The organism is Streptomyces sp. DSM 41931 (assembly GCF_050271085.1).
Taxonomy (GTDB): domain Bacteria; phylum Actinomycetota; class Actinomycetes; order Streptomycetales; family Streptomycetaceae; genus Streptomyces; species Streptomyces albogriseolus.
In genome coordinates, this window is record NZ_CP189902.1 from 5,230,722 (window position 1) to 5,254,514 (window position 23,793).

Sequence of the window (23,793 nt, forward strand, 5' to 3'; positions counted from 1 at the left end):
CGATGAGCACTCGATGAGTACGCGATGAGTACGCCCATGAACTAGCGACGGTCCGGACGCAACCCGGACCTCAAAGGAGCGAAGTGGCTAAGGTCCGGGTCTACGAACTCGCCAAGGAGTTCGGTGTAGAGAGCAAGGTCGTCATGGCCAAGCTCCAGGAACTCGGTGAGTTCGTCCGTTCGGCGTCTTCGACGATCGAAGCGCCCGTGGTACGCAAGCTGACTGACGCCTTCCAGCAGGGCGGGGGCAACGGCAGGTCCGCCGCCAAGCCCGGCGCGCCCAAGAAGGCTGCCCCCAGGCCCGCTGCGCCCTCTCCGGCGCAGGCTGGTGGCCCCTCCCGCGCCGTTGGGGCAGCGGGGGAGCGTCCGGCTGCTCCCAAGCCGCCGGCCGCACCCAAGCCCGCCGCGGCCCAGCCGCCGGCGGCTCCGTCGGCGCCCGCGCCGGCCCCCGGTGGTCAGCGCCCGACGCCGGGCCCGCGCCCCGCGCCGCGTCCGGCCCCGGCGGCTCCGGAGTTCCAGGCCCCGCCCGCGGCGGCCCAGGCTCCCTCCGGCCCGAAGCCCGGCGGCGCGCGTCCCGGCGCTCCCAAGCCCGGCGGCCGTCCCGCCGGTCCCGGTCAGGGCCAGGGCGGCCAGGGCCGTCCGGCAGGCCAGGGTCAGCGTCCCGGCGGCGGTGCTCCGCGTCCGGGCGCCCGCCCGGCCGGTCCGCGCCCCGGCAACAACCCGTTCACCTCGGGTGGCTCCACCGGCATGGCCCGTCCGCAGGCTCCGCGCCCGCAGGGCCAGCGTCCTGGTCCCGGCGCCCCCGGCGCCGGTCCCCGTCCCCAGGCCCCTGGCCAGGGCGGCGGTCCCCGTCCGCAGGCTCCGGGCGGTCCGCGTCCCACTCCGGGCGGCATGCCCCGTCCGCAGGGCGGTCCCCGTCCCGGCGGCGGCCCCGGCGGTCCGCGTCCCAACCCCGGCATGATGCCGCAGCGTCCCGCTGCCGGCCCGCGTCCCGGCGGCGGCCCCGGTGGCCGCGGTCCGGGCGGTGCGGGTCGTCCCGGCGGTGGCGGCGGCCGTCCCGGTGGCGGCGGCGGCTTCGCCGGTCGTCCGGGCGGCGGTGGCGGCGGCGGCTTCGCCGGTCGTCCCGGTGGCGGCGGCGGTGCCGGTCGTCCCGGTGGCGGCGGCGGCTTCGCCGGCCGTCCCGGCTTCGGCGGCCGTCCCGGCGGTCCCGGTGGCCGCGGTGGCACGCAGGGCGCCTTCGGCCGTCCCGGCGGTCCCGCGCGTCGTGGCCGCAAGTCGAAGCGGCAGAGGCGCCAGGAGTACGAGGCCATGCAGGCCCCGTCGGTCGGCGGCGTGATGCTGCCTCGCGGCAACGGCGAGACCATTCGCCTGTCGCGCGGTGCGTCGCTCACCGACTTCGCGGAGAAGATCAACGCCAACCCGGCGTCGCTCGTCGCGGTCATGATGAACCTCGGCGAGATGGTCACCGCGACCCAGTCCGTCTCCGACGAGACGCTCCAGCTCCTCGCGGACGAGATGAACTACACGGTTCAGGTCGTCAGCCCGGAGGAGGAGGACCGCGAGCTGCTCGAGTCCTTCGACCTGGAGTTCGGCGAGGACGAGGGCGACGAGGGGGACCTGGTGGTCCGTCCGCCGGTCGTCACCGTCATGGGTCACGTCGACCACGGCAAGACCCGCCTCCTCGACGCCATCCGCAAGACGAACGTCATCGCGGGCGAGGCCGGCGGCATCACCCAGCACATCGGTGCCTACCAGGTCACGACCGAGGTCAACGAAGAGGATCGCAAGATCACCTTCATCGACACCCCGGGTCACGAGGCGTTCACCGCCATGCGTGCCCGTGGTGCGAAGTCGACCGACATCGCGATCCTGGTCGTCGCGGCCAACGACGGCGTCATGCCGCAGACGGTCGAGGCGCTCAACCACGCCAAGGCGGCCGACGTCCCGATCGTCGTCGCGGTCAACAAGATCGACGTCGAGGGCGCGGACCCGACCAAGGTGCGCGGTCAGCTGACCGAGTACGGCCTGGTGGCCGAGGAGTACGGCGGCGACACCATGTTCGTCGACATCTCCGCCAAGCAGGGTCTGCACATCGACAGCCTCCTCGAGGCCGTCATCCTCACCGCGGACGCCTCGCTCGACCTGCGGGCCAACCCCACGCAGGACGCGCAGGGCATCTCGATCGAGTCCCGGCTCGACCGCGGCCGCGGCGCCGTGGCGACCGTCCTCGTCCAGCGAGGCACCCTGCGGGTCGGCGACACGATGGTGGTGGGCGACGCCTACGGCCGCGTGCGCGCCATGCTCGACGACAACGGCAACAACGTCGCCGAGGCCGGACCCTCGACGCCGGTCCAGGTCCTGGGCCTGACCAACGTCCCGGGTGCGGGCGACAACTTCATCGTGGTGGACGAGGACCGTACGGCCCGTCAGATCGCGGAGAAGCGCGCCGCCCGTGAGCGGAACGCCGCGTTCGCCAAGCGCACGCGCCGTGTCTCCCTCGAGGACCTGGACAAGGTGCTCAAGGCCGGCGAGGTCCAGCAACTGAACCTGATCATCAAGGGTGACGCCTCCGGTTCGGTCGAGGCCCTCGAGTCCTCGCTGCTCCAGCTGGACGTCGGCGAAGAGGTCGACATCCGCGTCCTGCACCGCGGCGTCGGTGCGGTCACGGAGTCCGACATCGACCTGGCGATGGGCTCGGACGCCATCGTGATCGGCTTCAACGTCCGCGCGGCCGGCCGCGCGGCGCAGATGGCCGAGCGCGAGGGCGTGGACGTCCGCTACTACTCGGTCATCTACCAGGCGATCGAGGAGATCGAGGCGGCCCTCAAGGGCATGCTCAAGCCGGAGTACGAGGAGGTCGAGCTCGGCACCGCGGAGATCCGCGAGGTCTTCCGCTCGTCCAAGCTCGGCAACATCGCGGGTGTCCTCATCCGCTCCGGCGAGGTTCGCCGCAACACCAAGGCGCGCCTCATCCGCGACGGCAAGGTCATCGCGGAGAACCTCAACATCGAGGGTCTGCGTCGCTTCAAGGACGACGTCACCGAGATCCGCGAAGGCTTCGAGGGCGGTATCAACCTCGGAAACTTCAACGACATCAAGGTCGACGACGTCATCGCGACGTACGAGATGCGCGAGAAGCCGCGCGTCTGACCGCAGCAGCACGCGATCGGGGCCGGTCGGCGGAAGCGTATTTCCGTCGATCGGCCCCGGCCGTTGCGTGTACGGTTCCCGTACCGGCGCCGCTGCGGCGCCCTTCCCCGGGGTACCGGCTCCGTCCGGACCGGGGAGGTCCCTGATCCCGAACCGGCGGGTCATCCGGATGCACACATGTATGTGGGGACTCTGTCCTTCGACCTGCTCCTCGGCGACGTCCGCTCGCTCAAGGAGAAGCGTTCCGTCGTCCGTCCGATCGTCGCCGAACTGCAGCGGAAGTACGCGGTCAGCGTGGCGGAGACCGGGAATCAGAACCTGCACCGCAGGGCCGAGATCGGCCTCGCGGTGGTCGCGGGGGAATGGGACCGCGTCACCGACGTCCTCGACCGCTGCGAGCGGCTGGTCGCCGGGCGGCCCGAGGTGGAACTGCTCTCGGTTCGACGCAGGCTCCACAGCGACGAAGACTGAAGCAAGACGTTAAGCACTTAAGGAGACGGACCAGTGGCCGACAACGCGCGTGCCAAGAGGCTGGCGGACCTCATCCGAGAGGTGGTGGCCCAGAAGCTGCAGCGCGGGATCAAGGACCCGCGGCTCGGCTCGCACGTCACCATCACGGACACCCGGGTCACCGGTGACCTCAGGGAGGCGACCGTCTTCTACACGGTGTACGGGGACGACGAGGAGCGGACGGCGGCCGCGGCCGGCCTGGAGTCCGCCAAGGGCGTGCTGCGCTCCGAGGTGGGCCGGGCGGCGGGCGTGAAGTTCACCCCCACCCTGACCTTCGTCATGGACGCCCTGCCGGACACCGCGCGCAACATCGAGGACCTCCTCGACAAGGCGCGCCAGTCCGACGCCAAGGTGCGCGAGGCGTCCGCGGGCGCCACGTACGCCGGCGGAGCCGACCCGTACCGCAAGCCGGAAGACGACGAGACGGACGACACCGCCGAATGACCCAGAAGCAGACCACGCCCGACGGCCTTGTCATCGTCGACAAGCCGTCGGGCTTCACTTCGCACGACGTGGTCGCCAAGATGCGCGGGATCGCCCGCACCCGGCGGGTCGGCCACGCCGGCACCCTCGACCCGATGGCGACGGGCGTCCTCGTCCTCGGCGTCGAGCGGGCGACCAAGCTCCTCGGCCATCTGGCGCTGACCGAGAAGGAGTACCTCGGCACGGTCCGGCTCGGCCAGACCACCGTCACCGACGACGCCGAGGGGGAGATCACCGCCTCCGCCGACGCCTCACGGGTCACCCGCGAGGCCGTCGACGCGGGCATCGCCGCCCTCACCGGCGACATCATGCAGGTGCCGTCCAAGGTCAGCGCCATCAAGATCGACGGCGTGCGCTCCTACAAGCGCGCGCGGGAGGGCGAGGACTTCGACATCCCCGCCCGCCCGGTCACCGTCTCGTCGTTCTCCGTGTACGACGTCCGCGAGGCCGTCGCCGAGGACGGCACGCCGGTGCTGGACCTGGTCGTCTCGGTCGTCTGCTCCTCCGGCACCTACATCCGCGCCCTCGCCCGCGACCTGGGCGCGGGACTGGGCGTCGGCGGCCATCTGACCGCGCTGCGCCGGACCCGCGTCGGCCCGTACCGGCTGGACGCGGCGAAGACCCTGGACGAGCTCCAGGAGAAGCTGACGGTCATGCCGATCGCCGAGGCCGCGGCGGCCGCGTTCCCCCGCTGGGACGTCGACGAACGCCGCGCCAGGCTGCTGACGAACGGCGTCCGCCTGGAGATGCCGGAGGAGTACGCCGGCCGGGGGCCGGTGGCGGTCTTCGGGCCGGGGGAGCGGTTCCTGGCGCTGGTGGAGGAGCAGCGGGGGAAGGCGAAGAGCGTGGCGGTCTTCGCGAGCTGAGGCCCCCGGGGCTCCGCCCCGGACCCCGCTCCTCAAACGCCGGAGGGGCTGACATCAGCGCGCCGAAGGCCGTCCGTGGAGCGGCGCCGGCACGGGGACGGCGCGGCGCCGCTCCACGGCCCCCCTCGGTTCCCCCACCCCTAGGGTCTATCCATCACCCCCGCCCTGTTCACCCTCATGTGCGGGCGCTCGGAGTGAAGCGGGGGAGTGGAAGGGGGCGCGTTCGCCGGCCGATCTGTGCTGCTGATCATCGGGGCCCTAAGGTCGCGGGCAAGGCACCAGGTACGGCACGGCAGGAGGCTCCATGATGCCGTCGCTCGACGCTCCAGGACACACCCTCGAGCGGTTCCGGTCCGCCGCGGACCCCGGGCTGGTCGCGCTCCACGACCTGGCCGGCCGCCCCCGCGGCACCGGCTTCGTGGCCGACCTCCACGGCACCGTGATCACCAGCCACGAGGCCGTCGACGGCCTGCCCCGCCTCGTGCTGCACGGCGCGGAGGGCCGCCACGGCGTCGTGGGCGCCGACGCGGTCACCCCGCTGCCCGCCCTCGGCCTGGCCCTGGTGCGCGGCGGCGACCTCGGCGTCGCCCCTCTCCCCGTCACCTCACGGGACACCGTGGAGACCGGCGCGTACGTGCGGATCCCCGCCGGGGGCTGGCGCGAGGCGCGGGTGCTCGGGACGACCACCGTGACGTACACCGCCACCGACCGCGCCCACCGCGTGCCCGGCGCCCTGGAACTGGCCGTCGGCACGGCCGGGCGGGACGCGCTGCGGCTCGGCGGCGGGGCGGCCGGCGGCCCCGTGCTCGACCCCGCGACCGGCACCGTCGTCGGCGTCCTCGGCACCGCGCTGCGCACCGCCGCCTCCGACGTCGGCTTCGCCGTGCCCCTGCGCCCCACCGTCCCCGCCCTCGCCGCGCTGCTCATGGAGAACGCGGCCACGGTCCCCGCCTACGGGACCGACCTCAACCTCGCCGGTCTGGTCGGGCTCACCGCCGCCTCGGTGGCCCGCCACGGCCCCCAGCCGGTCGTGGAGCCGGTCCAAAGAGGCGGCGTCCGCGCGGAGTTGTACGCCTTCGAGCGGGGTGAGGCCCCTGTCCTGGGCCTCGTCGGGCCGCCCGGCAGCGGCCGCAGCACCGAACTCGCCGCCCTCGCCGCCCGCCGCCACCGCGCGGGCCTGCCCACGCTGTGGCTGCGCGGGGCCGACCTGCGCGAGGACGACACCTCGGTCGCCGACGCCGCCCGCCGCGCCCTGGAGCGGGCCGCGGCCGACGTGACCGCCCGTCTGCCGTTCCCGCCGCGGGACCTGGGCGACCTCGCGCCCGAGCGTCTCGCCGCGCTCGCCCGCACCGCCGGCCGCCCTCTGCTGCTTCTCCTCGACGACCCCGAGCAGATGGACCCCGGCCTGTACCGGCGGCGCGGCGCGTGGACCGAGGAGACCGTGCGCCTGCTGCACGCGACGGGAACCCGCCTGGTGGTGTCCTGCGGCGCCGAGCACTGGGAGGAGGCCGGCTACCCGCCCGCCCTGCTGCACCACGGCGGCGCGGGACCCGACGGGCTCCCGCCGTGCGTGGTCCTCGGCGACCTCACCGCCGACGAGGCACGCGAGGCCCGCGCCCGGTACGGCATCCCGGAGGGCGCCGTCACGGACGCCGACGCGGCCCACCCGCTGACCCTGCGGCTGCTCGCCGAGGTCCGCACCGACGTCGCCGCGACGACGCCCGACGGCCCCGTCGACCGCGACGACGTGCTCGCCGCCCACCTGGACCTGACCTGCCTGCGGATCGCCCAGCGCCTCGCCGGAGGGGCCGGCGCCCGCGGCGCCGCCGTACGCCGGCTCGCCGTCCGGGCCGCCGGGAAGGCGCACGAGGCGGCCCGCCGCTGCCTCGGCACGGAGGACGGGGCGCTGGACCGCGCGTCGTTCGAGGAGCTGTTCCCCGCGTCCGGACCCGGCTTCACCACCGCCTGCGGCGAGCACTGCGGTGCGGCGCCCGGATGGGCGGACGCGGTGCTCGCCGAAGAGCTGCTCGTCCCGGCCGGGGACGGCTACCGGTTCGGGCACGAGGAGCTCGCCGACTGGCTCCAGGGCGCCCACCTCGACCTCGACGGCGCCCTGCACACCCTCGTGCACACCCCCGCCGGCGACACCGGCCCCGTGCCCCGCCACCGCATCGGCCCCGTCGTCGAGGCCCTGCTGTGCCTCGCCCGCCGGCACGGCCCCGCCCGGCTCGCGTCCCGCCTGGCGGACCTCACGCACGCCCTGGACGCCGACCCCGGCTCCTGGTGGGCCTCCCGCCTCCTCACCGGCGTCCTCACCCGCGTCCCCGACGCGGGCCCGTACACGGACGTGCTGCGGCTGCTCGCCGACCGTCTCGTGGCCTGGCGCGAGCAGCGCCGGACCGTCCCGCCCGAGCTGGGGCCCCCCTTCTGGACAGGGCTGCGGCTGCCCATGGAGACGCGCTGCGCCCTGCTGCGCCGCCTGGTGCCGGCCGACGGACCCCCGTGCGAGAGCGGCCCCCGCTTCCTCGACGCAGTCGCCGGACTGCTCACCGCCGACCCCGCGACCGTCCTGCCGTACCTGATCCGCTGGTTCGACGACGAGCGGCCGCTGCCCGCCACCCCGCACGCCACCGTGGCGACCGCCGCGCAGGCCCTGCTGCACACCCACCGCCACGCCGCGCCCGACGCGCTGACCGAGGCGCTCGTCGACAGCCCGCACCGGCGGGCCGACGAACTGCTCGCCGTGCTCGCCGAGGAGGAGCCGGGCGCCCTGTGCCGGGCCGTCGACCGCTGGGCGGAGGACCCGCGCCCCGCCCGCCGGGCCGCGGCCGTCACCCACGGGCTGCGGGTCGCGCCGTACGCCCGCGACCTCGGCGACCGCACCCTGCTGCGGTACGCCGCCCTCGCGGTCCTGGTGCGCACCGCCGACCGCGCGCTGCACGGCGGCGCCCTCGCCCTCCTGGTCCGCGACCCGGACAGCAGGGGACGCCACCTCGCCCGCGCCCTGGAGCGGTTCGCGGCCGGCGACCCGCACTTCCCGCCGAGCGCGCTCACCGACGCCCTGACCACCCACACCGAGCCCGTCCTCGACGCCTTCCGCACACGGCTCACCCAGGGCGCGGACCCGGACGACACCTTCCGCGCCCTCGCCGACGCCACGACGCCCGCCCTGGCCCGGCCGGTCGCCGCCCTCGTCCGGGAAGCGGCGGCCCGGCGGCCCGAGCTGACCGGCTGCGTGGCCGGGTACGCCGACCGCCGCCTCGACCTCGGCCCCGCCGCCCGCGGGGTGCTGCGTCTGCTCCTCACCGAGCTGCTCGACGGCGGCCCGCGCCCCCTGCGGACGGCCCTCGCCGGCGTCCTCGCCGCGCCCGGCACCTCCGCCTCCCGCCCCCTGCGCCGCGGCCTGCTCGACACGCTGCTCGACCGGGAGACCGACCCCGGCGTGCTGGACGCGGTGCTGCGCGCCGCCGCCCGCACCACCGGGCCGGAGCTGCGGGTGCTCGTCCACCGCACGGCACTGCTCCTCGTCCGCACCGCCGAGGGCGCCGTCCGCCTCGACCGCACCCTCGCCGACCTGGCCCGCCATGTGCCGGGCCTCGCGGCGGCCATGGCCGGCTGGCTCACGGACGCCCCGCACGTCTGGGGACCGCTCGTCGGACCCGCCGCCCGGGAGGTGATCGACGAGCTGACGGGCGCGGCCGTCCCCGTCTGACGCCACCCGGCGCGTGCACGTCGTCACACAGCCCCCATGCCGATGCGAGCCGGGCGCACCCGGCATGGCACCCTTAGAGCTGCGCAGAGAAGTCCACGGACTCGGGTTCGTCCGACAAGGTTTCGACAAGGAGCAGTCACAGTGCAGCGCTGGCGTGGCTTGGAGGACATCCCCCACGACTGGGGGCGCAGCGTCGTCACCATCGGCTCCTACGACGGAGTGCACCGCGGGCACCAGCTGATCATCCGGCACGCCGTGGACCGCGCCCGCGCGCTCGGCGTCCCCGCGGTCGTCGTCACCTTCGACCCGCACCCCAGCGAGGTGGTCCGCCCCGGCAGCCACCCGCCGCTGCTCGCCCCGCACCACCGGCGCGCGGAGCTCATGGCGGAGCTGGGCGTGGACGCGGTGCTGGTCCTGCCCTTCACCAGCGAGTTCTCCAAGCTGTCGCCGGCCGATTTCGTCGTCAAGGTGCTGGTCGACAAGCTGCACGCCAAGGCCGTCGTCGAGGGCCCCAACTTCCGCTTCGGCCACAAGGCCGCGGGCACGGTGCAGTTCCTCGCCGAGCAGGGCAAGGTGTACGACTTCGAGGTCGAGGTCGTCGACCTGTACGTGACCGGTGAGGCGGGCGGCGGCCGGCCGTTCTCCTCCACGCTCACCCGCCGGCTGGTCGCCGAGGGCCAGGTCGAGGGCGCCGCCGAGATCCTGGGCCGCCCGCACCGCGTGGAGGGCGTCGTCGTCCGCGGCGCCCAGCGCGGCCGCGACCTCGGCTTCCCCACGGCCAACGTCGAGACGCTCCCGCACACCGCGATCCCCGCCGACGGGGTGTACGCGGGCTGGCTGCACGCGCAGGGCGAGGCGATGCCGGCGGCGATCTCCGTCGGCACCAACCCGCAGTTCGACGGCACCGAGCGGACCGTCGAGGCGTACGCCATCGACCGCGTCGGCCTCGACCTGTACGGGCTGCACGTCGCCGTGGACTTCCTGGCGTTCGTGCGCGGGCAGGCGAAGTTCGACACGCTGGACGATCTGCTGGCGCAGATGGGGCGGGACGTCCAGCGGTGCAAGGAGCTCGTCGCGGCCGCCGAGCAGGACAAGGACGCCTGAGGTCTCCCCCCGGGGTCAGCGTGCCGCCGCCCAGTGGCACGCGACCTGAGCGGTGTCGTCGCCGGTCAGGATCCCCGGGTCCCGCGTCCGGCACGCCTGCGCCACTCCGGCCCGTTGGGCCTCACCGCCCGCCAGGACCTGGCAGCGCGCGTGGAAACGGCAGCCGGACGGGATACGGGACGGATCCGGCGGCTCACCCGTGAGGACCACGGGGTCGCCGGGCGCGTCGGGGAGCACCGACAGCAGCGCCTGCGTGTAGGGGTGCCGGGGAGCGGTCAGCACCTGCTCCACCGGGCCCGTCTCCACGATCCGGCCCAGATACATGACCGCCACCCGGTCGGCGATGTTCCAGGCCAGCCCCAGATCGTGCGTGACGACCAGCGCGGCCAGCCCCAGTTCGTCGCGCAGCCGCAGCAGCAGCCCCAGGATCTCGCCGCGCACCGACGCGTCGAGGGACGCCACCGGCTCGTCGGCGACGAGGAGTTCGGGCTCCAGCACCAGCGCGCCCGCGATCACCACCCGCTGGCGCTGACCGCCGGACAGCTCGTGCGGACGGCGCAGGAAGAAACGCTCCGGAGGCCGCAGGCCGGCCCGCGCCAGTGCCTCGGCCACGGCCGCCTGCTCGTCACCACGGTGACCGTGGATGCGCAGTCCCTCGGCCACCGCGTCGTACACGGTGTGCCGGGGGTTGAGCGAGCCGCTCGGGTCCTGCAGCACCAGCTGCACCCGCTTGCGGTACGCCTTGAGGGAGCGGCCGGAGTACGCCAGGGGCCGTCCGTCGAAGGTGACGCCGCCCTTGGTCGGAGCGACGAGGCCCAGCAGGGTGCGGGCCAGCGTCGTCTTGCCGCATCCCGACTCACCGACCAGGGCGACGATCTCGCCGGGCCGGATGCCGAGGTCGACCCCGTCCACGGCCCGGGCGTCGGGCGCGCCGTGCCGTCCGGGAAAGGCGACGTGCACACCGTGCGCGCCGAGCAGCGCGGTCGTCGTGTCGGTACCGGGGGAGAGGGTCATGGAGTGCCGGGCCTCGCTTCCTCACCGGGGCGGGCGGGGCCGCCGTCTGGTTTCGGGGTGGTGGGGGGTGTTGTCTTGCCGTCCGGTTTCGTGGCGGTGGGGTGCGTCGCCTTGCCGTCCGGCTCCGCGCCGAGGGGGTGTGTCCTCTCGCCGTCCGACCTCGTGCCGGCGGAGGATGGCGCCCCGCCGTCCGGTTCCGCGCCGGCGGGGTGCGCCGTCTCACCGTGCGGCTCCGTGTCAGCGGAAAGTGACACCGTGCCGGACCGTTCCGCGCCGGCGGGCCGCAGCGCCTCACCGGGCGGTGGGACGCCGTCATGTCCCGCGGCCGGCGCTTGCGCGTCGTCCCGCCCGACCCGTGCGCAGGCCGCCCGCCAGGCCCTGCCCACCTCGCGCAGGGGCTGGTCGTCGACCGCGCAGGAGTCCAGCGCCACCGGACAGCGCGGATGGAACGTGCAGCCGCCCGGCAGCGCCGACGGGTCCGGTGGGTCGCCGGGCAGGCCGCGGGGCGCGCGGCGCGACGACGGGTCGCCGATGCGGGGGAAGGCGGCCGACAGGGCCCGGGCGTACGGGTGCCGAGCGTCCTCGTGGACCTGAGCGGCGGGCCCTTCCTCGACCACCCGTCCCGCGTACATCACCGCCAGCCGGTCGCAGGTGTCGGCGAGCACCGCCAGGTCGTGACTGATCATCACCAGCCCCACGCCCTGGTCCGCGACCGACTGCTCGATCAGCCGCAGGATCTGCGCCTGGATCATCACGTCCAGCGCGGTGGTCGGCTCGTCCGCGACGATCAGCCGCGGATCGCAGGCGAGCGCCATCGCGATCATCACCCGCTGCCGCTGGCCTCCGGACAGCTCGTGCGGATACGCCGACGCACGGGCCGCCGGAAGACCCACCTGTTCCAGCAGCTCCCCGGCCCGCTTCCGGGCCCCTGCCGCCGTCGCCCGGCCGTGCAGCACGATCGGCTCGGCGATCTGGTCGCCGATACGGTGCACCGGGTTGAGGGAGTGCATCGCGCCCTGGAAGACGATCGAGGCGCCGGCCCAGCGCACCGCCCGGACCCGGCCCCACTTCATGGCGAGCACGTCCTCGCCGTCCAGCAGGATCTCCCCGCCGACCCGGGCGCCCGCCGGGAGCAGCCGCAGCAGCGCCAGCGCGAGCGTGGATTTGCCGCAGCCCGACTCCCCGGCGATCCCGAGCTTGCTCCCGGCGTCCAGCCGCAGGTCCACCCCGCGCACGGCCGCCGCGCCGTCCGCGTACGTCACCGTCAGGTCCCTGACCTCGAGCAGGCTCACCGGGACACCCCCAGCCGCGGGTTGAGGACCTGCTCCACGGCCCGCCCGCACAGCGTGAACGCCAGCGCCACCACGGCGATGGCGACACCCGGCGGCACCAGATACCACCAGTGCCCGGAGCTCACGGCGCCCGCCTCCCGCGCGTCCTGCAGCAGCGCGCCCCAGGAGACGACCGTCGGGTCGCCGAGCCCGAGGAAGGCGAGCGTGGCCTCGGCGAGGATCGCCGAGGAGATGATCAGGGTCGTCTGCGCCAGGACCAGCGGCATCACGTTCGGCAGCACATGCCGGGACATGATGTGCCAGTGCCCGCCGCCCAGCGCCCGCGCCCGCTCGATGTACGGCCGGGTCTCCACCGCCAGGGTCTGCGCGCGCACGAGCCGTGCCGTGGTCGGCCAGGTTGTCACGCCGATCGCCACCACGATGGTGAGCAGCGACCGCGGCATCACCGTGGCCAGCGCGATCGCCAGCACCAGCGTCGGCATCACGAGGAACCAGTCGGTGATCCGCATCGTCACCGTGGCGTACCAGCCCTTGAAGTGGCCCGCCGTCACCCCGATCAGCGTCCCGATCGCCACCGACAGGACGGCCGCGAGCAGTCCCACCAGCAGCGACACGCGTGCGCCCCAGATCACCAGCCCGAGCAGGTTCCGCCCGAACCGGTCGGTGCCGAAGGGGAACGCGGTGCTCGGGTCCTCCAGCGGGCCGCCGGGCGCGTCGGTCACGTCGTCCACGTCGGAGCCGACCAGCAGCGGGGCGGTCAGCGCCGGCAGCGCGAACAGCAGCAGCGCGCCCAGGCCGAACAGCCCGGCCCGGTGCGTGCGGTACTGCCGCCAGAAGCGCGCGGCCGAGTCCCGGCGCCGCCGCCGGGCGAGCGAGCGCGACCGCACCGGGGAGGACCCCTGCCCCTTTGTCATGCCGGTCCCGGTCGTCATCGGCCCACCCGGGGGTCGAGCAGCGGATAGATCAGATCGGCCAGGGTGTTCATCACGATCACCGCGGCGGCGAACACGAAGAACAGCCCCTGCACCAGCGGCAGATCGGGCACGCTGAGCGCCTGGTAGAACAGCCCGCCGAGGCCCGGCCAGGAGAACACCGTCTCCACCAGGATCACCCCGGCCACCGTGCGGCCCAGGTTGATGAAGATCAGCGTCACGGTCGGCAGCAGCGCGTTCGGCACCGCGTGGCGCCGCCGTACGAGGTCGTCGCGCAGCCCCTTGGCGCGGGCGGTGGTCAGATAGTCGCTGCCCATCTCGTCCATCAGCGCCGACCGGGTCACCAGCAGCGTCTGCCCGTACTCGACGGCCACCAGCGTCACCACCGGCAGGACGAGATGGTGGGCCACGTCCAGGACGTACGCGAGGCCCTCCTCGCCGCCCGACTCCATGCCCCCGGTGGGGAACAGCCCCGGCAGCGGTCCGATCCCGACCGACAGCGTGACGATCAGCAGCAGCCCCAGCCAGAACGACGGCACCGAGTAGAGGACCAGCGCCAGACCGGTGTTGAGCCGGTCGCCGAGCCGCCCGTGCCGCCATGCCGACCGCGTGCCGAGGACGATCCCCAGCAGGGTGTAGATCACGAAGGCCGTGCCGGTGAGCAGCAGCGTGTGGGGCAACGCCTCGGTGATCTTGTCGATCACCGGGGCGTTGAACTGGTACGAGGTCCCCAGGTCACCGGTGAGGGCCTTGCCGCAGTAGTCGGTGAACTGCTGCCACAACGGCAGGTCGAGACCGAACTGTTCGCGGTAGTTGGCCAGTTGCTCGGACGACACCTGACGCCCGCCGGTCATGAACCGCACCGGGTCGCCGGGGATCAGGCGGAACAGGAAGAAGCTGGTGACGAGCACGGCGAGCAGCGACACGGCCGCGCCCGCCAGCTTGCCGGCCAGGTACCGCGGATACGCGGTGGCGGTGCGGGCACCCGGCTTCCCGAGCGGTGCGGACGCCGCATCGGCGGTCATCGGCGCCTCCGTCCGCTACTCACGCTCGTCGGCCGTAGCCCGGCGCCGCCTCGCGAAGAAGGCGCCCACACCGGCGAGGACGACGACACCGGTCACGATCCCGATGACCACCCCGGTCGACGAGGAACTGCCGGAGGAGTCCCCGGAGTCCGCCGGCACCGCCGACCACCAGCTCCAGTAGCCGTCCTGCCCGTAGATGTTGCCCGCCTTCGCCGGCATGGTGGTGATCGACGCGATCTGGTCGGTGCGGTACGCCTCCACCGCGTTCGGGTACGCCATGACGTTCATGTACCCGAGGTCGTACAGCCGCGACTCCATCTGCTTGACGAGGGCGGCCCGTTTGTCCGGGTCGTACTCGGCGAGCTGCCGCGCGTACAGCTCGTCGTACTTCTTGTCGCAGATGAAGTTGTCGGTCGCGCCGGTGTCCTCGGGGGTGGCGGGCAGCGCGGCGCAGGTGTGGATCGACAGCACGAAGTCCGGGTCGGGGTTCACCGACCAGCCGTCGAACGCGAGGTCGTACTCACCGGCCAGCCAGGGATCGGTCACGTTGTCCAGACAGGTGAGGGTGACGCCGATGCCCAGCTCGCCCCACCACTCCTGGAGGTACCTGCCGATCGCCTTGTCGTTCGGGTCGGTGGCGTGACACAGCACGCGGTAGGTGAGGGGCTTGCCGTCCTTGCCGACGCGCCTGCCGTCCGCGTTCTTCCGCAGCCCGGCCCGGTCGAGCATCCGGCCGGCCTCCACCGGGTCGTACGTCAGCTCCTGGCCGGGGGACGGCTTCCAGAAGTACTGCGCGAAACGGGGCGGGATGTAGCCCGCGCCCTCCACGGCGTGCCCCTGGAAGACCTTGTCGATGACGGCCTTGCGGTCCACCGCCTTGAACAGCGCGTTCCGCACCCGCTGGTCGAGCAGCGAGGGGTGCCCGTCACCCAGCGTCTCGCCGTTCTTCGCCCTGGCGCCCGGGTTGATGGCCAGCGCGTAGAAGCGGCGGCCGGGGGCGTCGTTGACGTGGATGTTCTTCTCGCCCTTGAGCGACGACGCCTGGGCGGGCGTCAGTGACGGCGACCCGGCGACGAACGACACCTCGCCCTTGCGCAGCGCCGACACCGCCGCGTCCTGGTCCTTGTAGTAGCGGAAGACCAGCTCGTCGAACTTCGGCGCACCGCGCCAGAAGTCCTTGTTGGCCTTCAGCCGTACGTAGCTGTCGGGCTTGTGGTCGGTGAGGACGAACGGCCCGTTGCCGACCACGGGGAAGTCCTTGTCGTTGTTGAACTTCGAGAAGTCGTCGACCTTCTCCCACACATGCTTGGGCACGATGGGCACGTCCAGCGCCGTCATCGTGGCCTGCGGCTTCTTCAGCTCGATGACCAGCGTGGTCGGGTTCGGCGCGGTCACCTTCTCGAAGTTGGAGACGAAGCTGCCGTTGGCGGTGGCCGCGCCCGGGTCGGTCATCATCGTCTGGAACGTCCACGCCGCGTCCTCGGCGGTGGCCTGCCTGCCGTCCGACCACCGCGAGTCGGAGCGGATCGTGTACGTCCAGGTCAGCTTGTCCGGTGAGGACTCCCACCGGGTGGCCAGTCCCGGGACGACGTGGTTGTCCTCGGGGTCGTAGTTGGTGAGGTACTCATAGGTGAGCCGGTGGATGCTGGTGCTGAGCAGCCGCACCGCGAGGAACGGGCTGAGCGAGTCGACGCTCTGCGCCACCGCGACCGTCAGCACCCTGCCGCCGTCGTCGTCGGCCGCGTAAGCCTGCGGTCGGGCGGGGCTGAGGGGGGTGGCGAGCGCGGCGCTGAGCGTGAGCGCCGCGGCGCCGGCCGCCACGACGAGCCGGACCCGGCCAGGGGTGCGGTGGTGACCGCCGTACTGATCGTTCGTGTCCATGGGCGCAGACCTCGTGTCGTCGATCGCACGGGTGGGACGGGCTGATCAGATGAGTGAGGGTGTGTCTATCAGCGGCATGTACGGCCGTCAACGGCGCGCGCACCCCATGTGGCCTGCGGAAACGTTGAGTTGACGCAGTGTTTGCACCCATTGGTCGAGACCACTGACGCGGTGCTGGTCGGCGGCTGACGGTGCGGACACGGGAAAGCGGCCCCTCGTGGAGGGGCCGCTTTCCCTTACGGGCGGTGCGGGGGTTCGGGCTGTGCCCTACTGCTGTGCGGGGCCGGGGTGTCCGGGCTGGCCGGGGTGCGGCGGGTACGGCTGCGGCTGGCCGGGCGCCTGAGGATAGGGCTGACCCGGCTGGGCCTGCTGACCCGGCTGGGCCGGGGGCTGGCCGGGCTGGGCCGGGTGGCCCGGCTGTCCCGGCTGGGCGTAGGGCTGGCCCGGGTGGGGCTGCGGGGCCTGAGGCGACTGCGGGGCCTGCTGGGGATGCTGCGGCGGCTGAGGCTGCTGCTGCGGGTACGCGCCCGGCTGGCCGGGGAAGCCCTGACCCGGCACGTACGGCCCCGGGGCGGGCTGACCGGGCATGGGCTGACCGGGAACCGGCTGACCGGGGTAGGGCTGGCCCGGGACCGGCTGGCCCGGCATGGGCGGGGCGGCGACCGGCGGCGGGTTGCCGTCGGACGTCCACAGCCCGTGCGACTGCTGGTGCCGGACGAAGTCCTCGGCGACCATCGCCGCGAGGTTGAAGTACGCCTCGCGCACCTTGGGCCGCATCATGTCGAGGTCGACCTCGGCGCCGGCGGCCAGGTGCTCGTCGAACGGCACGACGATCACACCACGGCAGCGCGTCTCGAAATGCGACACGATGTCCTCGACCTTGATCATCTTGCCGGTCTCGCGCACACCGGAGATGACGGTGAGGGACCGGGACACGAGGTCCGCGTACCCGTGCGCCGACAGCCAGTCCAGCGTGGTGCTGGCGCTGCTCGCACCGTCCACGGACGGTGTGGAGATGATGATGAGCTGGTCGGCGAGGTCCAGCACCCCGCGCATGGCGGAGTACAGCAGACCGGTGCCGGAGTCGGTGAGGATGATCGGGTACTGCTTGCCGAGCACGTCGATGGCGCGCCGGTAGTCCTCGTCGTTGAACGTCGTGGACACGGCCGGGTCGACGTCGTTGGCGATGATCTCCAGACCGGAGGGCGCCTGCGACGTGAACCGCCGGATGTCCATGTAGGAGTTGAGGTACGGGATCGCCTGGACGAGGTCACGGATGGTGGCCCCGGTCTCGCGCCGCACGCGGCGGCCGAGCGTACCGGCGTCCGGGTTGGCGTCGATTGCCAGGATCTTGTCCTGCCGCTCGCTGGCGAGCGTGGCGCCGAGCGCGGTGGTGGTGGTCGTCTTGCCGACGCCGCCCTTGAGGCTGATGACGGCGATGCGGTAGCAGGACAGCACCGGCGTGCGGATCAGCTCCAGCTTCCGCTGCCGCTCGGCCTCCTCCTTCTTCCCGCCCAGCTTGAACCGCGACCCGCCGGCCGCGGGACGGCTGCTCTTCGCCTTCTGCTTCTTGCTGTTGAGCAGCCGGTCCGACGACAGCTCGACGGCGGCCGTGTAACCGAGCGGTGCGGCACCGGGGTTGACCGGCTGGCGCTGGTCGTGCTGCACGGGCTGCGGCCAGGCGGTGCCGCTCCGCGGGTCGACGGGCTGCTGAGGCGGCTGCGGCTGCGGCGCCTGTGGCTGCGGCGCCTGCGGGGGCTGTGCCTGGGGCGGGACGCCGGGGTGGGGCTGCTGGGGCTGCGGCTGGGCAGGCGGGGCGGGCTGCTGGGGGAAGCCGTAACCGCTCGGCTGGGCCGGGGGAGCGGGCACACCCGGAGCACCGGCGCCGGCGCCGGGCTGCGGGAACCCGTACCCGGGGGGTGGGGTGGGGGCACCCGGCTGGGGCTGGGGCTGGGGCTGGACGGGGGGCTGCGGGAAGCCGTACCCGGGCTGGGCGTTGGGCGCGCCGGGCTGAGGCTGTGCCTCGGGCTGCGGCTGCGCGGGCCCGGCGGGAGGGAAGCCGTAGCCGGCCGGGGGCGCGGGCGGGGTCGGGGCCTGGGGCGGCTGTTGCGCGGTGGGTGCGGAGGGCTGGGCCTGCTGCTGTCCGGGAGCGGGGGGCTGCGGGAAGCCGTATCCGGGCTGCTGGGCGGGCGGGGTCGGGGCCTGGGGCGGCTGCTGGACCGCGTCTGCCGGCTGCGTCGGCGGAACCGGCGGGGGGTTCCAGGCGGCCGGCGCCGGCTGGGGCGCCTGCGGCTGGAACGGCGGCTGCGGAGCGGGCACACCACCCTGCGGCGTCTGCGGCTGAGGCGGCTGCATGGACCAGTCGCCGCCCGCCGGGGGAGCGCTGGGGTACGCGGGCGGAGCCGAAGGCGCCTGAGGCGCGTCGACCGGCCCCGTAACGGCGTCCTCGGGCTCGTCGTCCTGGTCGTCCGCGTCGGCGGGAACGGCGTCCTCGGGCTGGTCCTCGTCCTCGTCCTCCGACGCTGCCGGAACGTCGTCCTCCACGTCAGCGGACTCGGGGTCCACAGCGGCGCTCTCGGCGTCCTCGGCGTCCTCGGCGTCCGCAGCGGCGCTTTCGGCGTCCTCGGGACCGAAGGAGTCCGCGTCGAGCCCGTCACGCTCGTCGGCGTCACCACTGGACTCGGACGGATCGTCAGAACCCTCGTCCGCCGAGACAACCGGCTCAACCGAAGCCTCGGAGCTGTCGGTGTCGGTGTCGGTGTCGGTGTCGGAATCGCTGTCGGAGTGGGATTCGGGCCCGTCTTCGGACCCGGAGGCGTCCTCCTCCTTGGCCTTCTCCGCCTCGGCGGCCGCATCGCGCTCAGCGATCTCCCGCTTCAAGGCGGCGGCGGAGAAACGGATCGTGGCGCCGCTCTCGATGTCGCCCTTGTCGGTCCCGTCCGAGGGCTCGACGTACTGCGACGGCTCCTGCCCGACCGGCATGACCGGCACGGCGGCAGGAGACGAAGACGCGTCCGGGGAAGCCGTCTCAGGCCTGGCCTCCTGCTCCTGCTCCTCCTTCTCCTCCTCCGCCGCGTTGGTCTCCGGCTGCTGCGGCTCGAACCCGCTTCCCACCGGCAGCCGGGGCACGGCGGCGGGCCCGCCGGAGGGCGGCGGGGGAGGCGTGAACGGCGCACCGGGCGCAGGCGCCGGGGGCGTGAACGGGGCGCCTGGAGCGGGCGCGGGCGCGGGCGGAGTGAAGGGCGCCCCGGGAGCCGGTGCCGGAGGCGTCGGAAGGGCGGACGGCCCGGAGGCCCCCATGGCGTGCGGAGGCGGAGTCAGCCCCGGGAGCGGCGGAATGATCCCGCCCGAGGAGGACGAAGAACCCCCCGAAGCGTCCGAAGCTCCCGGATCACCGGCACCCGCCGGCGAACCGGACGAGTCACCGGAACCGGACCCGGAACCCGAACCGGACCCGGAGTCGGAGGCGGAAGTGGAGGAACCGGCCGCCGAGGCCGAGGAAGCCGTCTCCGAGGCGTTCTGCGTGTACCAGGCCGGCGGCGCGTAGTCGATGGTGAACTCGCCCGTCGTCTCGACGGCGGACTCCGCGTCGGGCTGGTCATCGCCGGGGGTCGCCCAGCTCCCGTGCGTACCGTCCCGATCGCTGCTCACAGTTCCTCCTGGTTGGTCGAGCACCCTTGTGCCGTGCTGGGGGCGACCATCTGCCCTCCCCGTCAGGACGCCCGTACCCGTACGACAGGTTCGGACGTCACACCGGTACCAGCCTAATCACCACGACCGTCACCCCGGGAGGCCTGCCCTCCGCCCGGTGCCCCACACCCGCGTCACGCCCGCACGGCAGGGGCGGCCCACGCGCCCGCAACCCGGACGAAAGCGCGCCGACCGCAACGAACTCCCCACGGAAAAGGCGCTGATCACGGACCTCCCCCAACTCCCACGTCCAGCCGATCGACCGGACGTCAGTCCATTCGCCGCGGTGTGCCGAGGAGCCCCACTTCCGCGTCGGTCGGCTGCGTCGTCACGTACTGCCGGTCGCGGTCGGAGCACCACAGGGTGACACCGTCGACGAGGGTGGGCAGGGCGTCGATGTCGGCGCGGGGCAGCCCCATCGTGCGGCCCAGTTCGGCGGACTCGTCCGGTGATATCCGCTGAACGCCCACGAGCCGGGCCTGCCGCACCAGCCGGGGCGCGACAGGGCTGAGGTAGGGCAGCAGGGTCAGCACCGACTGCCAGGGGCCGGACACCACGCGCCCCCGCGGAGGCCGCATGCCGCAGTCCCGCACCACCAGCACCGGGGTGCCGGCCGAGGCGCCCTGCGGGGGCACCCGCCCCACGTCGTACACCGAGAGCCCGTTCTGGCCGCCGCCCATGGCGTGCATCATCTGCGTCCAGGCCTGGGGCCGGCCGGTCTCCACGGCCACCCGGGCGCCGGTCGCCGCCGCCCGCAGCGCGAGCACCTGAGCCGTCCAGAGGCCACCGATGAGCACGACGTCGTACGGCGTGGGCCGGTTCAGCCCCAGGACGGCGGGCTGCCCCTGGGCGTCCACCCCGATGACGACGCCGTCGTCCCCGATGGGCAGCGCCAGGCTGTCCAGGTCGTCCGCGGACAGGGTGTGCCGGCCGTGGCGAGGCCCGAACAGCCCGAAGCCGGGACGCAGCGAGCCACGCGCCCACGGGGCGGTCTGCCCGCCGCCCGCCGGCGCGTCCGTACGCGGGGGTGCGCCGTAGGCGCCCGCCCCCTGGGCGGTCTGTGCCGTCGTGGCGGTCACCGGGCACCTCCGAGCGGCAGAGTGGCGAGCACGCCGGGCAGTTGCTCCCGGTCGAGCCGGGTCAGCGCCGCGCCCGCGTCCCGGGCGGCTGCCTCCAACGCGCGTCGCGCGCCGGTCAGTTCCTCGGCGCTGCGTCCGGTCACCCGGAGGTGGCCGCTCAGCGACATCTCCCGCCGGTCGCCGGGGGCGAGGGTGAGGCTGATCGTGGTGGCGAGCGCGTGCACCCCCGTGACCCGCGCGACGAACTGGTGCAGAGACGCACCCTGAGCGCCGCCCAGGGAGGGCCACTTGCGGATCCAGTACGTGGTGTGCCGCCGGTTGTCGCACCGCCAGCTGCGGCCGGACTCCTCGGTACGCCGCTCCCGCCGGTCGGCCCGTCCCGCCTCCGCCGTCACCAGGGGGTTGGCGCAGGCGGAGGTGGCGACGGCGGAGATGAGCTCCTCCTCGTCGAGCACCGTCGCACGGAACCCGGCGCCGGTCAGCCGGCTGGCCAGGTGGTCGGCGACGCGTACGACGCACTTCTGCGCGCCGTGCAGGCCGCCGCCCCGGGCGGCCACGGCCTCCGGGCACAGCTCGGGGTCCAGCTTCAACGCGATCCAGGTGATGCGGACCGCGGGAGCGCCGGTCTGCGCCTGCAGCGGCGCGTAGTTGGTGACGGCCACCGACTGGGGCGGCAGATGCAGCGCGGGCGCGGGCTGGGTGTGCAGCACCACCTGCGCCGACTCCAGCCGGATCCCGTCCACCTCGAGCGCGTCCCGCACCAACGCCAACGGCAACGGCCGCCGGCTCCGCTCGGCCCGCAGCGCCGTGGCGTCGGCCTCCACCTGCACCACAGCGGTGACGAAGGTCCCGTCCCCGACGATCCCGACGGGGCGGCGGTCGCGTGCGCCGTAGGAGTAGGTGCGCAGGGCCGGGTCGCACTCCACGGCCGGGGCCAGTCCCGGCTCCGTGTCGGGCGGCACCACCAGCTTCGCGGCGCTCCTCCTCCGCGAGCGCAGACCCTGGCGCGTGGCGATCCACTCGGGCAGCGGACGACCGCGTCGGCGGACGACGGCCATAAGCACCAGGACAACGGCGACGGCGACAGCGGGCACGAGTGCCAACGGACCGAGCGCCCACCCTGTGAGAAGGCCGGCCGCCGCAAGCTCCAGCAGCACGAGTCGTTGCAGCCGGAACGAGCCCGGCCTGCCGCCGCGAACTTTGGGGTGGAGGCCGTCACGCGTTGCCGTCGGCCGAGTCGCTCCCGCCGTGGGCCCCCCGGAGCCGCCTGCCCCTACCCGGCCACGGCTTGCCGCCCGTGTTCCGGAAGCCATCACTCCATCCCCCGCTCTCTCACCGCTCGCTGGAATTCCAGCTCCGCACCAGGCCCTTGAGGACCCAGGCACCCTACCCGTTCCCCACGTCATCCCGCGTACCAGGCATAGTAGGAGGCCGGTCCGACAGCGGCGGGCAGGGGACAGCGGCCCCGGCGCCGCCTGGCGGAACTCGGACGGAACACGGGGAGAGACACGCATCCATGACATCTCGGCGGGACCAGCTCAACGCCTACACCTTCGCGAAGCGCCGCTTGCTCGCGGCATTCGTCCAGTCGGCGCCGCTGGGTTCGGAAGAGGGAGCACCGCGCCCGTTGCGGGGTGTTGTGCCCGGGCTCATCATCGGCGTGATTGTCATGGCCGTGTTCGGCGCCTGGGGGATGTTCAAGCCCACAGCGCCCAAGGGCTGGGACGTCCCGAACGAGAAGGTGATCATCGCCAGCAAGTCGACCACCCGGTACGTCGTGCTGAAGACCGGTGACGAGGTCCAGTTGCACCCTGTGCTCAACATGGCCTCCGCCAAGCTTCTCCTGGCCCCCGGCAAGGGCGACGTCGTCACAGTCAGCGAGTCGCTCCTCGACAGCGGGAAGATCCCGCACGGCGCCACCATCGGCATTCCGTACGCACCAGATCGCCTGCCCTCCGATGCGGAGGCGGGAGCCGCGAAGCGCTGGGTCGTGTGCGAGCGCCCGAGCGCGGGCGGCCGGTCCATCCAGAAGGCCGCGCTGGTACTCGCCGACCGTGAGAAGGAGTTGACCGAGGGGAAGGAGCGGCTGAGGGGCGGTCAGCTGCTCTACGTGACCGACCCCGACGGCGACCGCTTCGTCGTGGACGCGGGCGGCACCGCATACCGGGTGGACGAACTGGACACCGGGGATGACCTGGAACTGCTGCTCCGTACGGTCGTCGGTTCAGGCCGCGAACCCCAGCGGGTCTCCAAGGAGTGGCTTGCGACGCTGCACCAGGGCGACCCGGTGACCTTCCCGGAGATCGACGGGGTTCCCGGCGACCCCGCGGACGCCCCGGGCCAGCTCGACGTGTCGGTGAACCGGGTCGGCACCGTGCTCAAGGCGTTCGACAACGACAAGGAGCAGTACTACGTCGTGCTGCCCGGCCGTGTGGCACCGGTCTCCGCCTTCGTCGCCCAGCTGCTGCTGTTCAGCAAGGACCTGGCCCAGGTCGGACAAGCCGGACAGGCGTTGGAGACGAGCCCCGGGGCCATCGTTCCCGGCGAGCCCTTCGGCACCGAGCACGACTGGCCCACCGGCACTCCCCGCCCGGTCAACGAGGCCTCGCACGCCCAGGGCAGCCGCAACACGGTCTGCAACGTCCTGCGGGGCGTCGGCGACAAGGGCACCACGACGCTCAGCACCTGGGCGGGCACCGACTTCCCCGCCGACCTCCCCACCGGTTCCTCCAGCGCCTACGTCACCCCCGGTTCCGGCCAGCTCTTCCGCCAGTTCCAGGGCAAGGAGACCGAGGCGGGCCCCGTCTTCCTGGTGACCGACACCGGCCTGCGCTACGTGCTGCAGTCCAACGCGGACAGCGCCACGGACGACGCCGGCATCGGCATGTCGGCCGAAGAGCGCAAGCAGTTGGAGCAGGAGGCCCAGCAGGCCCAGAGCCGCCTCGGCTACGCCGACGTGGACCCCGCGCCGATCCCCGCCGCCTGGTCCGCGTTCCTGCCCACCGGCCCCCGTCTGTCCACGGCGGCGGCACGCCAGCCGCAGGGCGCGTAGCGGG

At 73.7% G+C, this 23,793-nt stretch carries 15 protein-coding genes; 7 read left to right on the top strand and 8 right to left on the bottom strand.

Annotation, left to right across the window (positions count from 1 at the left end; translation table 11 throughout):
- The first annotated feature begins 83 nt into the window (after positions 1–83).
- The 6 genes from infB (at position 84) to ACP7TJ_RS24300 (ending at position 9,824) form a co-directional block, all read left to right on the top strand.
- The gene (gene infB, locus ACP7TJ_RS24275; protein ID WP_093765280.1) at positions 84–3,149 is read left to right on the top strand and encodes a translation initiation factor IF-2; all 3,066 of its coding nucleotides are present in this window, start codon (positions 84–86) and stop codon (positions 3,147–3,149) included.
- Positions 3,150–3,326: 177 nt separating this feature from the next.
- Positions 3,327–3,620: a DUF503 domain-containing protein gene (locus ACP7TJ_RS24280; RefSeq protein ID WP_093765281.1), complete on the top strand. Its 294-nt coding sequence runs from the start codon at positions 3,327–3,329 to the stop codon at positions 3,618–3,620.
- Between the two features lie 33 nt (positions 3,621–3,653).
- Positions 3,654–4,103, top strand: a complete 450-nt coding sequence (rbfA, locus tag ACP7TJ_RS24285; RefSeq protein ID WP_093765282.1) for a 30S ribosome-binding factor RbfA — start codon at positions 3,654–3,656, stop codon at positions 4,101–4,103.
- A complete protein-coding gene (gene truB / locus ACP7TJ_RS24290; RefSeq protein WP_391114240.1) occupies positions 4,100–5,008 on the top strand; it encodes a tRNA pseudouridine(55) synthase TruB in 909 nt (302 codons plus the stop codon). The genes rbfA and truB overlap by 4 nt, the downstream gene beginning before the upstream one ends.
- 304 nt (positions 5,009–5,312) lie before the next feature.
- On the top strand, positions 5,313–8,720 hold the full coding sequence (locus ACP7TJ_RS24295) for a trypsin-like peptidase domain-containing protein (protein ID WP_427765302.1): 3,408 nt from the start codon (positions 5,313–5,315) through the stop codon (positions 8,718–8,720).
- A gap of 141 nt (positions 8,721–8,861) precedes the next feature.
- Complete coding sequence (locus ACP7TJ_RS24300) at positions 8,862–9,824, top strand: bifunctional riboflavin kinase/FAD synthetase (RefSeq protein ID WP_093765285.1); 963 nt, start codon at positions 8,862–8,864, stop codon at positions 9,822–9,824.
- A gap of 15 nt (positions 9,825–9,839) precedes the next feature.
- On the opposite strand, the gene ACP7TJ_RS24305 is transcribed toward ACP7TJ_RS24300, so the two are convergent.
- The 8 genes from ACP7TJ_RS24305 to eccE form a co-directional block, all read right to left on the bottom strand.
- Positions 9,840–10,838, bottom strand: a complete 999-nt coding sequence (locus ACP7TJ_RS24305) for an ABC transporter ATP-binding protein (RefSeq protein WP_189912753.1) — start codon at positions 10,836–10,838, stop codon at positions 9,840–9,842.
- The gene (locus tag ACP7TJ_RS24310; protein WP_427765307.1) at positions 10,835–12,130 is read right to left on the bottom strand and encodes an oligopeptide/dipeptide ABC transporter ATP-binding protein; all 1,296 of its coding nucleotides are present in this window, start codon (positions 12,128–12,130) and stop codon (positions 10,835–10,837) included. Before ACP7TJ_RS24310 ends, ACP7TJ_RS24305 begins: the two co-directional genes overlap by 4 nt.
- Positions 12,127–13,062 (bottom strand): ABC transporter permease, encoded by a 936-nt coding sequence (locus tag ACP7TJ_RS24315; RefSeq protein ID WP_167744130.1) that lies wholly within the window; start codon positions 13,060–13,062, stop codon positions 12,127–12,129. Before ACP7TJ_RS24315 ends, ACP7TJ_RS24310 begins: the two co-directional genes overlap by 4 nt.
- Complete coding sequence (locus ACP7TJ_RS24320) at positions 13,059–14,087, bottom strand: ABC transporter permease (protein ID WP_266401189.1); 1,029 nt, start codon at positions 14,085–14,087, stop codon at positions 13,059–13,061. Before ACP7TJ_RS24320 ends, ACP7TJ_RS24315 begins: the two co-directional genes overlap by 4 nt.
- Positions 14,088–14,102: 15 nt before the next feature.
- Positions 14,103–15,968 carry an ABC transporter substrate-binding protein gene (locus ACP7TJ_RS24325; RefSeq protein ID WP_367560493.1) on the bottom strand — a complete coding sequence of 622 codons (1,866 nt, stop codon included), beginning with the start codon at positions 15,966–15,968 and terminating at the stop codon, positions 14,103–14,105.
- 267 nt (positions 15,969–16,235) lie between these two features.
- Positions 16,236–19,619: an SCO5717 family growth-regulating ATPase gene (locus ACP7TJ_RS24330; RefSeq protein ID WP_427765312.1), complete on the bottom strand. Its 3,384-nt coding sequence runs from the start codon at positions 19,617–19,619 to the stop codon at positions 16,236–16,238.
- 308 nt (positions 19,620–19,927) lie between these two features.
- Entirely contained in the window at positions 19,928–20,737 is an 810-nt protein-coding gene (locus tag ACP7TJ_RS24335) for a hypothetical protein (protein ID WP_167744053.1), read from the bottom strand.
- Positions 20,734–22,050: a type VII secretion protein EccE gene (eccE, locus tag ACP7TJ_RS24340; protein WP_427765315.1), complete on the bottom strand. Its 1,317-nt coding sequence runs from the start codon at positions 22,048–22,050 to the stop codon at positions 20,734–20,736. The genes ACP7TJ_RS24335 and eccE overlap by 4 nt, the downstream gene beginning before the upstream one ends.
- Positions 22,051–22,253: 203 nt before the next feature.
- On the opposite strand from eccE, the gene eccB reads away from it, so the two are divergent.
- Positions 22,254–23,789, top strand: a complete 1,536-nt coding sequence (gene eccB, locus ACP7TJ_RS24345) for a type VII secretion protein EccB (protein ID WP_427765317.1) — start codon at positions 22,254–22,256, stop codon at positions 23,787–23,789.
- The last annotated feature ends 4 nt before the right edge of the window (positions 23,790–23,793 follow it).